The 12460-nt window shown below is 66.8% G+C and carries 14 protein-coding genes and 1 tRNA gene; 7 read left to right on the top strand and 8 right to left on the bottom strand.

From position 1 onward, the window contains the following. Positions 1-108: 108 nt before the first annotated feature. Positions 109-870, top strand: coding sequence for an alpha/beta hydrolase (locus A5744_RS10680; RefSeq protein WP_240563014.1), 762 nt, complete (start codon positions 109-111; stop codon positions 868-870). A 27-nt stretch (positions 871-897) separates the two neighbouring features. Here the strand turns inward: A5744_RS10680 and A5744_RS10675 are convergent. Further along, a tRNA-Ala gene (locus A5744_RS10675) sits at positions 898-973 on the bottom strand. A 64-nt stretch (positions 974-1037) separates the two neighbouring features. Beyond that, entirely contained in the window at positions 1038-2666 is a 1629-nt protein-coding gene (gene pgm / locus A5744_RS10670; RefSeq protein WP_076060777.1) for a phosphoglucomutase (alpha-D-glucose-1,6-bisphosphate-dependent), read from the bottom strand. A gap of 37 nt (positions 2667-2703) precedes the next feature. Here pgm and crcB (A5744_RS10665) point away from each other — a divergent pair, with 37 nt between their 5' ends. From crcB (A5744_RS10665) to A5744_RS10655, 3 genes are read left to right on the top strand one after another with little or no spacing between them, the layout of a single operon-like run. Then, on the top strand, positions 2704-3102 hold the full coding sequence (crcB, locus tag A5744_RS10665; protein WP_076060776.1) for a fluoride efflux transporter CrcB: 399 nt from the start codon (positions 2704-2706) through the stop codon (positions 3100-3102). Beyond that, on the top strand, positions 3099-3479 hold the full coding sequence (crcB, locus tag A5744_RS10660) for a fluoride efflux transporter CrcB (protein WP_076060774.1): 381 nt from the start codon (positions 3099-3101) through the stop codon (positions 3477-3479). Before crcB (A5744_RS10665) ends, crcB (A5744_RS10660) begins: the two co-directional genes overlap by 4 nt. Next, a complete protein-coding gene (locus A5744_RS10655; RefSeq protein WP_076060772.1) occupies positions 3476-4585 on the top strand; it encodes a DUF190 domain-containing protein in 1110 nt (369 codons plus the stop codon). Before crcB (A5744_RS10660) ends, A5744_RS10655 begins: the two co-directional genes overlap by 4 nt. On the opposite strand, the gene A5744_RS10650 is transcribed toward A5744_RS10655, so the two are convergent. Genes A5744_RS10650 through A5744_RS10640 form a run of 3 tightly spaced genes read right to left on the bottom strand, consistent with a single transcriptional unit; the run spans position 4586 to position 6458 of the window. Continuing rightward, complete coding sequence (locus tag A5744_RS10650; RefSeq protein WP_076060771.1) at positions 4586-5212, bottom strand: GNAT family N-acetyltransferase; 627 nt, start codon at positions 5210-5212, stop codon at positions 4586-4588. It lies immediately after the preceding gene. Between the two features lies 1 nt (position 5213). After that, on the bottom strand, positions 5214-6089 hold the full coding sequence (locus A5744_RS10645) for an LLM class F420-dependent oxidoreductase (RefSeq protein ID WP_076060769.1): 876 nt from the start codon (positions 6087-6089) through the stop codon (positions 5214-5216). Positions 6090-6101: 12 nt separating this feature from the next. Then, complete coding sequence (locus A5744_RS10640) at positions 6102-6458, bottom strand: DUF488 domain-containing protein (RefSeq protein WP_076060768.1); 357 nt, start codon at positions 6456-6458, stop codon at positions 6102-6104. 45 nt (positions 6459-6503) lie between these two features. Here A5744_RS10640 and A5744_RS10635 point away from each other — a divergent pair, with 45 nt between their 5' ends. Beyond that, positions 6504-7778 (top strand): DUF222 domain-containing protein, encoded by a 1275-nt coding sequence (locus A5744_RS10635; protein ID WP_076060766.1) that lies wholly within the window; start codon positions 6504-6506, stop codon positions 7776-7778. Between the two features lie 9 nt (positions 7779-7787). On the opposite strand, the gene A5744_RS10630 is transcribed toward A5744_RS10635, so the two are convergent. Both A5744_RS10630 and A5744_RS10625 read right to left on the bottom strand, forming a co-directional pair. Then, on the bottom strand, positions 7788-8483 hold the full coding sequence (locus A5744_RS10630) for a DsbA family protein (protein ID WP_076060764.1): 696 nt from the start codon (positions 8481-8483) through the stop codon (positions 7788-7790). 18 nt (positions 8484-8501) lie between these two features. Continuing rightward, positions 8502-9419 (bottom strand): CoA ester lyase, encoded by a 918-nt coding sequence (locus A5744_RS10625; protein ID WP_076060762.1) that lies wholly within the window; start codon positions 9417-9419, stop codon positions 8502-8504. A 134-nt stretch (positions 9420-9553) separates the two neighbouring features. Between A5744_RS10625 and A5744_RS10620 the strand changes: the two genes are divergently transcribed. Together A5744_RS10620 and A5744_RS10615 are read left to right on the top strand one after the other, a co-directional pair. Beyond that, on the top strand, positions 9554-10120 hold the full coding sequence (locus A5744_RS10620; protein WP_076060760.1) for a hemerythrin domain-containing protein: 567 nt from the start codon (positions 9554-9556) through the stop codon (positions 10118-10120). A gap of 35 nt (positions 10121-10155) precedes the next feature. Beyond that, positions 10156-11598 (top strand): protein adenylyltransferase SelO, encoded by a 1443-nt coding sequence (locus tag A5744_RS10615; RefSeq protein ID WP_076060759.1) that lies wholly within the window; start codon positions 10156-10158, stop codon positions 11596-11598. Between the two features lie 3 nt (positions 11599-11601). Here A5744_RS10615 and A5744_RS10610 read toward each other — a convergent pair whose 3' ends face one another. Next, positions 11602-12432: an LLM class F420-dependent oxidoreductase gene (locus A5744_RS10610; RefSeq protein ID WP_076060757.1), complete on the bottom strand. Its 831-nt coding sequence runs from the start codon at positions 12430-12432 to the stop codon at positions 11602-11604. Positions 12433-12460: the final 28 nt, after the last annotated feature.

The raw sequence follows: 12460 nt of genomic DNA, 5'->3' as shown, positions 1-12460 counted from the left end.
GAATTCGACTAAACGGCAGTCGTTTTGCGGGCAGCCGTTGCCGCCCGATGATGGCCCACGCCCTGCCGGTGGGCACGTCCGTATTTTTCGTCAACTAAAGGACGGTAGATGAGTATCTTGGAGACAACGCCATTGGACCAACAGGCTTCTTCCCCGGCCAAAGCGATGCAGGGGTCGACGTATGTGCTGATTCCGGGCGCCTGGCATGGCGCCTGGTGCTGGCGTCCGGTTGCCCGGCGGCTTCGCGCGGTGAACCATCGCGCGATCACCTTGACGCTGCCTGGTCTGGGCGACGGCGATGATCCGTCGGGCTACAAACTCAGGGACGCAGTCCATTACGTCGTCAACGAGGTGCGCCGGCGCGAACTGGACAACGTGATCCTCGTCGCGCACAGCTGGGGAGGCTATCCCGCCACGGGTGCCGCTCACCTACTCGTCGGCCAGGTCACCAAGATCGTCTACTACAACGCTTTTGTGCCGGTTCGCGGCAGATCCCTTGTCGATGAGACACCACACACACGCGAGTTGATGCTGCGGTTGATCGACGGATCGCCTTTCGGCGCCATTGCACCGAGCCTGGAATACGTCGAGCAGCTGTTAATGCAAGGCGTTGCCCCAGAGCTGCAGCGGTTGGTGGCCGATCTAATGACGCCGCAGCCCGGCGGTTACTTCCTTGGCGGTCTCGACATCGACGCGGCGAGTCTCGGTCTTCCCACCGCCTATGTCGCCAGCGACAGCGATTGCGCGCTGCCACAACCGGGGCCAGAATTTGCGGCCCGGCTCGGTGTACAACCCGTCGTGGTTCCGGGGACGCACAACGGAATGCTGACCCACCCCGACGAAGTGGCCAAAGCGATCCTCGCGGCTTGATGGAAGTAATGTCTCGCGACGTCACATTGGTGGAGCTAAGGGGACTCGAACCCCTGACCCCCACACTGCCAGTGTGGTGCGCTACCAGCTGCGCCATAGCCCCGAGAAGTTGTGCCCATCGAAGCTACACCACTGGGAACATGCGTTCAAAGTCGCAGGTCAGGCACCTACCCAATGACCTGGTTCACCACCTCGCGGGCGGTCTTTTGCACCTCGGCAAGATGCTCGAGGCCGTTGAAGGATTCGGCGTAGATCTTGTAGACGTCCTCGGTGCCCGACGGCCGCGCGGCAAACCACGCGTTGGCCGTCGTCACCTTCAGCCCACCCAGCGGCGCGCCGTTGCCGGGCGCGGCGGTGAGCTTGGCGGTGATCGGCTCACCGGCCAGTTCGGTCGCGGTCACCTCATCGGGCGACAGCTTGGCCAGCCGGGCCTTCTGGTCGCGGTCGGCGGGCGCGTCGATGCGCGCGTAGGACGGCGTCCCGTACTCGGCGGTCAGCTCGTCGTAGCGCTGGGAGGGACTCGAGCCGGTGACGGCCAGGATCTCGGAAGCCAGCAGCGCCAGGATGATGCCGTCCTTGTCGGTGGTCCACACCGTTCCGTCGCGGCGCAGGAACGACGCCCCCGCCGACTCCTCGCCGCCGAAGCCGATCGTGCCGCCGATCAGGCCGTCAACGAACCACTTGAACCCAACCGGCACCTCGACGAGCTTGCGGCCGAGGCCGGCGACCACACGGTCGATGATCGACGAGCTGACCACGGTCTTGCCGACCGCGATGCCCTCCGGCCAGGCCGGCCGATGGGTATAGAGGTAGTCGATCGCGACCGCGAGGTAGTGATTCGGATTCAGCAACCCCGCGTCGGGCGTGACGACGCCGTGGCGGTCGGAGTCGGCGTCGTTGCCGGTCGCGATCTGATAGCGGTCCCGGTTCGCGATCAGCGAGGCCATGGCATCCGGAGAGCTGCAGTCCATCCGGATCTTGCCGTCGTGGTCGAGCGTCATGAACCGCCACGTCGCGTCGACCAACGGGTTGACCACCGTCAGCTCGAGCCTGTGCCGCTCGGCTATTGCACCCCAGTAATCCACGCTCGCCCCGCCGAGCGGGTCGGCGCCGATCCGCACCCCGGCCGCACGGATCGCATCCATGTTGACCACGTTGGGCAGGTCCTCGACATAGCTGGCCAAATAGTCGTAGCGCTGGGCGGTCGGCAGCGCCCGGGCCAGCGGCACCCGCTTGACGCCCGCTCCAGAGCGCAGAATCTCGTTGGCGCGCTTGGCTATTGCGTTGGTCGCGTCGGTGTCGGCGGGTCCCCCATTGGGCGGGTTGTACTTGAAGCCTCCGTCGGACGGCGGGTTGTGCGACGGCGTCACGACGATGCCGTCGGCCAGCGCGTCGGTGCGGCCGCGGTTGTAGGTCAGGATCGCGTGGCTGACCGCCGGCGTGGGCGTGTACCGGTCGGCCGCGTCGATCATGGCAACGACGTCATTGGCCGCGAGCACCTCGAGCGCCGACACCCAGGCCGGCTCCGAGAGGCCATGTGTGTCACGGCCGATGAACAACGGCCCCGTGGTGCCCTGCGCCGCGCGGTACTCGACGATCGCCTGGGTGATCGCCAAAATGTGGGCCTCGTTGAAGGCCCCGTTCAACGAGGAGCCGCGGTGACCCGACGTGCCGAACGCCACCTGCTGAGCGACGTCGTCGGGATCGGGTTCGATCGCGTAGTACGACGTCACCAGGTGAGGCAGATCGACGAGGTCTTCGGGTCGGGCCGGCTGGCCGGCGCGCGGGTGAGCCATGTACCAATTCTGCCGATGTCCTGCCTAGGCTGCTTAGGTGCCTGGTCGTGACTATCGCGAGTTGGCCGCGGTTTTCGCCGGCGGCGCGCTGGGCGCCCTGGCCCGCGCGGCACTGAGCACTTTCACGGTCGACGATCCCGCAAGCTGGCCATGGCCCACCTTCGCGGTCAATATCGTCGGCGCCTTTCTGGTCGGTTATTTCACGACCCGGCTGCTAGAGCGGTTGCCGCTGTCGAGTTACCGGCGTCCCCTGCTCGGCACCGGATTGTGTGGCGGCTTGACCACGTTCTCCACAATGCAGGTCGAAACGCTGAAGATGATCGAACACGGCCATTGGGGCCTGGCCGTCGGCTACACAGTCACCAGCATCGTGTTGGGCCTGCTGGCGGTGCACCTGGCCACCGTGTTGGTTCGCCGGGTTCGGGTGCGCGGATGACCGGCGCGGCGACGACGGCGTTGGTGTGGGCCGGCGTCGTGGTCGTCGGCGGCTTCGGCTCGGTGCTTCGTTTTCTGGTCGATCGCGCGGTGGCTCGGCGTGTGGCGCAGCCGTTTCCGTTCGGCACGCTCGCGGTCAACGTCAGCGGTGCCGCGCTGCTCGGGTTGCTCGGCGGGCTGGCGCTGAGCAGGGATGCGGCCCTGCTGGTCGACACGGCGTTCGTCGGCGCCTACACGACCTTCTCCACGTGGATGCTGGAAACGCAGCGGCTCGGCGAGGAGCGCCAGACGTGGGCGGCGGTGGCCAACATCGTCGTCAGCGTCGTGCTGGGCATGGCCGCGGCGCTGCTCGGACAGTGGATTGCGGATCACATATGAACCAGCCCTGCCTGAAGTTGACCGCGTACTTCGGCGAGCGCCAACGCGCCGTCGGCGCCGGCGGGCGGTTTCTGGCCGACGAGATGCTGGACCTGTTCGGCACCAGCGACGTTGCGACCAGTGTGATGCTGCGCGGTATCGCCAGTTTCGGACCGAGCCGCGAGCTGCGCAGCGACGTGTCGCTGAGCCTGTCGGAGGATCCGGCAGTGGCGGTCGCCGCGGTCGACGTCGAATCGAAGATCCGTTCCCTGGTCGACGACGTCGGCGCGATGACCGGCCGTGGGCTGGTGACCCTCGAACGCGCGCGCCTGGTGACGCCGCAGCTGGGCACCGATGGTCTTGCGGACTTGCAAGTCACTGAGGCAGCCCACAACGGGGATGCGGCGAAACTCACCGTGTACGTGGGCCGGCAAGAACGCATCGCCGGCAGGCGGGCGCACCACGCGATATGCGACCTGCTGTACCGGCACGGATTTGCCGGTGCCATCGTGCTTCTCGGTGTCGACGGGACGGCGCACGGCGAGCGCTACCGGGCCCACTTCTTCGGGCGCAACGTCAACGTTCCGGTGATGATCATCGCTATCGGGTCGACGGCGCAGGTCGCTGCCGCCGCAATCGAACTGGCCGCCGCGACGCCCAACCCGATACTGACCGTCGAGCGGGTGCGGCTGTGCAAACGCGACGGTGAGCTATTCGCGCGACCCCAGGAGCTGCCGGCGACCGATGACCAGGGACGCACCCTGTGGCAGAAGCTGATGGTGTACACGGCCGAGGGAACCATCCAGGACGGGCTGCCGATCCATCGGGCGCTGGTGCAGCGACTGCTGCATTCGGAAACGGCTCGAGGGGCGACGGTGCTGCGCGGTATCTGGGGATTCCATGGGGACCATAAACCCCACGGGGACAAGCTATTCCAGCTGGCGCGGCGGGTTCCGGTGACCACGATCATCGTCGACACGCCGCGATCGATCGCGCGCAGCTTCGATATTGTCGACGAGGTGACGAGCCGCCACGGGCTGGTGACCAGTGAGATGGTTCCGGCCGCACTGTCGCTGGACGAGACCCAGCGGCTCGGTGACATCACGCTGGCTCAGCACGACTACTGATTACGCCTCTCGCGGCCGGGGGACATCCTCGGGCGTGCGGACCAACGCGTACAGGGCCATCCGCCGGTTGGACATATCGTGTTCGCCCAAAAACACGCAACCGCCACGCTCACAAAACTTGCGCGCCAAGACATTACGGTGATCCGGATCGAACATCACCCGGCGGCATCGCGGGTCGAGGTTGAGCATGCTCGCCAGCAGGTGCGGCAGCAAAAAGCTCACATGTCCCTGTTGTAAGTAGTCCAAATCGGCGACCGCGACGTGCAGGCCCAGATCGTAGGGATCGTACTCGTATCGGGCAGCAATGGAATCCTTTGCCGCCCGGTATAATTCGACGTATCCACGGTCTGCCCCATCATGACTGGCGACGAACGGGCGAGAAAACGTGCTGTCGAGTTGCGCACGCAGGTAACGATGCCAGCGCTCCGCTGGCCAGGCGTACTCCCACGAATCGGCCAGGTGCGGCATGTTCATCCACTCGGAGATCATCTCGGCGTCGCCGTCCGGGTCGGCGAGGCGCAAACCGTATGGCGCCGGCAATTCCGGTATGGGCGGTGGCGGGACGGCGCGCACCTCGTCCGGGATATCGGTCAGCTCCCGCCGCAGTATGGGTTCGGCTTCAGTCATGTCAACCGGGGAGCCTACCCATCCACCGATCGGCCAGCGCCGAAACCCAGTCGGCCGCCACCCCGGGACGGCCGGGTGGCGCCTCGACCAGTACCAACTCGTCGACGCCCAACTCCACCAGCGCATCGATATCGCGAACGCTGGCCTCACTCAAGGCCACGGCCAGCCTCAGTTCGGAGCGGTCACGCCCGGCCTCGGCGCACAGCCGCCGCAGCTTTCCGATCCGCTCACGCACCGCCTCTACTCCGGCGAGGTTGAACCCGTACCAGCCATCCGCCCATGCCGCAACGCGCCGAAGTGCCGCATCGCTGTTGCCCCCGACCACGATCGGGATACGGCGATCGCGGGCCGGCTTGGGGTTGACGCGAATCGAATCGAAGCCGACGAACGTCCCGTCGAACGAGGCGACGTCGTCGCGCCACAACGTGCGCATGGCGGCGACGTATTCGGCCGTGCGAGCCGCGCGATGTTCGAAAGGCACTCGGAGCGCGGCGAATTCCTCCCTGGACCACCCGACTCCTACCCCGAGTGTCAGTCGCCCGCCGCTCAACCGGTCCAGGCTCGCGGCCTGTTTGGCCACCACGACCGGATTGTGTTCGGGCAGCAGCAACACGCCCGTCGCGACGCCGATCCGCGATGAGGCGGCGGCGGCGAAACTCAGTGCGATCATTGGGTCGAGCCAATCCGCTTGTGCCGGAACGCCGATGACGCCGTCCTCGGAATACGGATAGCGTGACTCCGAGGAGTCCACCATGACGACGTGTTCGCCGGCCCACAAATTGGCGAACCCGCACCTGTCGGCGGCCGAGGCGACGGCATCGATCACTGCGCGGTCGGCGCCGGTGCCGATTCCCAGCGCGTGCAATCCCAGCCGCATCGCGCGACCGTCTCAGCGGCTTTTCAGGAGCTTGGCCAGGACGGCCGCTTGGCTGATGTCGACGTCCCGGGTGGCGGTGACGAGGGTGACGGCGCCGCGTTTGGTCAGCTTGCGCAGTTCCTCCAGCGCGGGGCTGTCGCGCAGTTCCGCCGTGTAGCGCGATGCGAATTCGTCGAACCGTTCCGGCTTGTGCTGGTACCACTCACGCAGTTCTTTCGACGGCGCGACGTCCTTGCACCAGGTTCCCACCCGGGGGTCGTCCTTGCGGACTCCGCGCGGCCAGATGCGATCGACCAGGACCCGCTGGCCGTCATCACCGCCGGCGTCGTCGTATACCCGCGCCACCCGGATGCGCTTTCTGGCGCTCACCTGGTCAGAGTAGCGCTGTCGGTGACGGCTGCTATCCTCGAACGTATGTTCGATACGTTAGTGGCGCTCGACCCGGAGGCCGACGAGTCGGCGTTGATCGAGTACATCGCCGAACTGGAGAGAGCCAAATCCGCGGCGGCGGCGCGCCAGGCGCGCGCCGCGGTCGCGCTGGACACGGCACGCCGCGAGGCCGAGGCGGCCGCCGGGGTGCCCGCGGCTCAACGCGGACGCGGGCTGGCCAGCGAGATCGCACTGGCACGACGCGACGCCCCTGCCCGGGGCGGCCGGCATTTGGGCTTTGCCAAGGCGCTGGTGCACGAAATGCCGCACACGCTGGCGGCGCTGGAATGCGGGATGCTCTCCGAGTGGCGGGCCACCCTGATCGTGCGGGAAAGCGCCTGCTTGGACGTCGAGGATCGTCGCACGCTGGATGCAGAGTTGTGCGCTGACCCGGCCCGACTGGACGGGATGGGCGACGCGCGGGTGGCCGCGGCCGCCAAGGCGATCGCCTACCGCCTGGACCCGCACGCCGTTGTCGAGCGGGCGGCCAAGGCCGAGAACGAGCGCACCGTCACCATTCGGCCGGCACCCGACACCATGACCTATCTGACCGCGTTGTTGCCGGTGGCCCAGGGAGTTTCGGTGTACGCGGCGCTGCGTCGCGAGGCGGACACCCGCTGCGACGGGCGGTCACGCGGACAGGTGATGGCCGACACGCTGGTCGAACGGGTCACGGGCCGCGAAGCGACCGTGCCCGTTCCGGTCGCGGTCTACGTCGTCCTCTCGGATGAAACGCTGCTGGGCGGTGGTAACGCACCAGCCGATATCCGCGGGTATGGCCCTGTGCCGGCGGCGATCGCCCGCGCGATGATCTCCAGCGCCGTCGGCGACCGACGCTCTCGGGCGACGCTGCGCAGGCTCTACGCCCGTCCCCCGACGGGCGCGCTGGTGGCGATGGAGTCACGGGCGCGGCTTTTCCCGCGGGGGCTGGCCGCCTTCATCGAGTTGCGGGATCAGCGCTGTCGCACTCCCTATTGCGATGCGCCGATCCGACATCGCGATCATGCGCGACCGTGGTCCCAGGACGGCTCGACCACTGCGGACAACGGCCTCGGATTGTGCGAGCGCTGCAACTACACCAAGGAAGCCGCCGGGTGGCGGGTCAGCACGAGCATCGACGAAACTCACACCCACACAGCCGAATTCACGACCCCAACGGGTAAGACCTACCGGTCAGCGGCCCCGCCGCGCGCCCCGACGATGATGTTCAACGACTTCGAATTCCGCATCGGCATCGCACTGCCGCGGCACGCCGCGTAGACGAGAGCCTCAGCCTTGGCCGGTGAGGTGCTCGAGGTCGATGACTTCGCCGCGGTTGATACTCACCCAATCGCGCCCATCGAGGTAGGGCCGCAGACGCCGGCCGATGAGTTCGACGTCGGCCGGTGCTTTCGGACGCTGAAGCTCGTAGACATGCGGCAACTCGGCCATGCCCGTCACCACGCTCCACAGCCTCAGCGAATCGGGCCCGGTCGGCGGGTCCACCAACACCGGCCCGAATAGGCACTGTCCGGACAAGAACAGCGTCGGAACGCCGTACCCGCCCGCGTCGACGACCCGCTGATGCTCCGCGCGAACCTCGTCGTGGGTGGTCGGGTCGTCCAGCGCCGCATCCAACATCGCCGCATCGACGCCGATCTCGCCCAGCAGGCGCCGCGCAACCGCGGGGTCGTGTGGTTTGCCACCTGCTGCATGCAGTTCGCGTCCGATCGCCGCGTACCACCGGTCCAGCAGCGACATGTCAGTGCGACGCAGCAGCGCCCCGATCCGCATCAGCGACCAGCCGTAGGACCAATCACGCTCCCACGGATGCTTCTTGCCGTCTTCGCGATTGATCTCCTCGAGGCTGAAGAACCGCCAATTGATCGTGATCCCCACTTGCTCACGGACGTCGCGGATCCATAGCGACGTCTGGTAAGCGAACGGACACATCGGGTCGAAATGAAAGTCCACGACGGTACTCATCGGGCCCTCCGTCTTGCGTCAGTAGTGATACGTGTCCGACGGCGCCGGCATGTGGACCGGTTCGTCCTCGAAGTCCGATGCCTCGATGCCATAGGAGCGAGCCAACTCGAGGATCTTGGTGGCCCGGGCGATGCGCGGCAGGTCGGACCCATTGCGGATCTCTCCCCCGTCACGTTCGAACTCGGCGAAAAACTCCTTGGCCCAGCCGATTTCGTCTTGCGAGGGCGACAGCCCCTCGTTCACCACCGCACACTGCTCCGGCGAGAGGCAAATCTTGCCGGTCATGCCGAACTCGACGGAGACGGCCGTGGCCTCGATGAGCTTGAGCGCGTTGGAGCCGATTGTCGGGCCGTCGATCGCACTGGGCAGGTTGGCCGCCCTCGCGGCGATCGTGAAGCGCGACCGAGCGTAAGCCAGCGTGGTCGGGTCTTCTCCCAACCCGGTGTCGCGCCGGAAATCACCGATACCGAAGGCGAGCCGGAACGTGCCCTTGGCCGCGGCGATTTCGGTGACGCGCTCGAGACCGCGCGCCGTTTCGACCAGCGCCACGATCGGTACGTCGGGCAGCCGCTTCGCGGTCTCGGTGATGTGGTCCACCGATTCGACCATCGCCAGCATCACCCCGCCGACGCGGGTGCGGGCCAGCGCGGCCAAATCGTCGGCCCACCACGGGGTACCGAAGCCGTTGATGCGAACCCAGTCGGTGTTGTCGCCGCCGAGCCAACGCACGACGTTGTCGCGGGCGGCGGCCTTGTCCTTGGGCGCCACCGCGTCCTCGATGTCGAGGACGACGATGTCGGCGCGCGAGCGAGCCGCGGCCTCGAACCGGTCGGCATGCGCGCCGTTGACCAATAGCCAACTGCGCGCCAGAACCGGATCGATGCGCGAGCCTATGTCCGCGGGGTCCGCCGCGTCGGTGTCGACCTCTTCATACATTCCCTAAACCGTAGCGATGCCCAAAAAGGGCGGTGGAGCTGGGGCGTTTGAGTGTTCCCCCGCGGGGTATCTTCCGCCGAAGCGGTGCACAGCCCAAAGCCCGCGCTCCCCTTGCTCCAATGGAGGTATCGGCGATGGCCGACATGATTGTTCAATCGCCCGACGAAGTCGTGGCGTTCCTCAAAGCGCAGCACAACCTCATCGAGGACATGTTCGACGAAGTGCTGCACGCGTCGGACCCGCAGGCGCGCGAAAAGCCGTTCGTGGAGTTGCGACAGCTGCTGGCCGTGCACGAGACAGCGGAGGAGATGGTGGTGCACCCCCGGGTTCGCCGCGAGGCGCGCACCGGCGACACGATCGTCGACGCCCGGTTGACCGAAGAGCACCAGGCCAAGGAAGCGCTCTCGCAGATCGAGAAGCTCGACATCACCTCGCAGCGGTTCATCGACGAGCTCACCAAGTTGCGCGACGCCGTGCTGGACCACGCGAAGCACGAGGAGAACGAGGAGTTCCCGGTGCTGAAGCGAGAGGTCGACGCCGACGAGCTCAAGCGGATGGGAACAGCGGTGCGGGCGGCCGAGGCCATCGCGCCAACCCGCCCGCATCCGGGCGTGGAATCGGCGAAGCTGAATTTCGCCGTCGGCCCGTTCGCGTCGATGCTGGACCGGGCACGCGATTTGATCCGACAAGCCGTCGGCTAGTCGCGACCGGCAGCAGTTTCCGTAGTCTCGGTGGCGTGAGCGTCACACCGGAAATGGCCGTCGCCTTGGGCGACCAATTCTCCCGCGAGTTGCCGGAGATGGCCATCCGCTGGCAGGCTCAGACGCCTCCCGAGACGCGGCTGCTCGCGCTCAACGAGACGCTGGCCGAGGAGCTCGGCCTCGACGCCGCCTGGCTGCGCAGTCCCGACGGGCTGCGCTTTCTGGTGGGCAATCTGGTCCCCGAAGGCGCAGTTCCGGTCGCCCAGGCCTACGCAGGGCATCAGTTCGGCGGTTACCAGCCACGGTTGGGCGACGGCCGCGCTCTTCTCCTGGGCGAGGTCGTCGATGGCCACGGGCAAGTGCGCGACATCCACCTGAAAGGTTCCGGTCCCACACCGTTCGCGCGCGGTGGCGACGGCCTGGCCGCGGTGGGCCCCATGTTGCGCGAATACATCGTCAGCGAGGCGATGCACGCCCTGGGCGTGCCGACCACGCGATCCCTTGCCGTCGTGGCTACCGGACGCCCGGTCCAGCGTGAGACGCTGCTGCCCGGCGCCCTGCTGGTCCGCGTCGCCGGCAGTCACCTGCGGGTGGGCAGCTTCCAATACGCCGCATCGACCGGCGACATCGGCCTGCTGCGACGGCTGGCCGACCATGCGATCGCCCGCCACCACCCCGGCGCGGCGCAGGCCGAGCGCCCGTACCTCGCGCTGTTCGAAGCGGTGGTCGCGGTCCAGGCATCGCTGATGGCCCAATGGATGCTGATCGGGTTCATCCACGGCGTGATGAACACCGACAACATGACGATCTCCGGTGAAACCATCGACTACGGGCCGTGCGCGTTCATGGAGGCCTACAACCCGGAGACGGTCTTCAGCTCCATCGATTTCTGGGGCCGCTACGCCTTTGGCAACCAGCCGGCGGTCGCCGGGTGGAACCTGGCCCGGTTCGCCGAGGCGCTGCTGCCGTTGCTCTCCGACGACATCGAGGAGGCGGTCGCGCTCGCGGAAAAGACGTTCGGCGCGTTCCGTGTTCGCTATGACGCGGTCTGGCTATCGGGTATGCGCGCCAAACTCGGTCTGCCGGCCGAGGTCGCCGACGAGGTCGTCAGGTCGTTGGTCGACGAGTTGCTCGGCCTGCTGCAGGACAACGACATCGACTACACCTCGTTCTTCCGCCGCCTCGGCAACGTGGCCCGAGGAACGTCCGAATCCGATGCCGGCTTCGACGACTGGATGTCGCGCTGGCGAGGGCTGGGTCCCAACGCCGAGTCGATGGATCGCGTCAACCCGATCTACATTCCGCGCAACCATCTGGTCGAGGAGGCCCTGGCCGCGGCCACGGAAGGCGATCTCGATCCGGTCGAGCGACTACTGGGGGCGGTCAGCGCCCCCTATGAGGAACGACCCGGCCTCGAGCGCTACGCCAGCCCCGCACCCGAGGATTTCGGCCCCTACCAAACGTTCTGCGGCACTTGAGGTTTACGCCAGTTTGTCGAATTCCGCCTGCAGCTCGTCCAAACGGCGAAGCGTCTGATCGCGGGGCTCGGTGGGCAGTTCCACCAGAACATGATCGACGCCGAGGTCGCGGTAGCCCTCGAGATCTTTCGCCTCCCATTCCTCGCCCATGTGGACGTGGATGACGGGCACGTCGTGATCGGCGACTGCCCGCAATTCCTCGAGCGGGGCCGACAACAGGTCCGCCGACGGGCTCAGGGAGATCCAGCCGGCCTTTAGCCCGGCGATGCGCTTGAAGTTCGCCGGCCCACCGCCGAGGTACAACGGCGGATAGGGCTTCGTCAGAGGCTTGGGCCAGCTGTAGATGGGATCGAAGTTCACGAATTCCCCATGGAATTCGGCCTTTTCGTTCGTCCAGATCTCGATCATCGCGCGCAACCGCTCTTCGGACACGCGTCCCCGCACCGAGGGATCGACACCGTGGTTGGCGATTTCCTCGCGGAACCAACCGACACCCACGCCGAAGCGGAACCGTCCCTGCGACACCAGATCCAGCGACGCCACCTCTTTGGCCGTCAGGATCGGGTCGCGCTGCGGAAGCAAGGCGATACCGGTGCCAAGGGTCAGGTTCTCGGTGGCGACGGCCGCCGCCGTCAGCGCCACGAACGGATCTAGGGTCCGGTAGTACTTCGGGGGAATCGGACCGCCGGCCGGATACGGGGTCTTCGCGTCCACCGGGATGTGCGAGTGCTCGGCGAGGAAGAGCGACTCGAACCCGCGCTCCTCGAGCGCCTCGCCCAGCTCCACCGGGCCAATGCCCTCATCGGTGACAAAAGTCAGCACCCCGAAACCCATGTCCGCTCCCATCGTCGTTGAACGGTGA

The sequence above is a fragment of the Mycobacterium sp. IS-1264 genome (assembly GCF_001954195.1).
Classification (GTDB): Bacteria; Actinomycetota; Actinomycetes; order Mycobacteriales; family Mycobacteriaceae; genus Mycobacterium.
The sequence above is the reverse complement of the archived record's forward strand: the minus strand, read 5'-3'. Positions and strand labels throughout refer to the sequence as shown.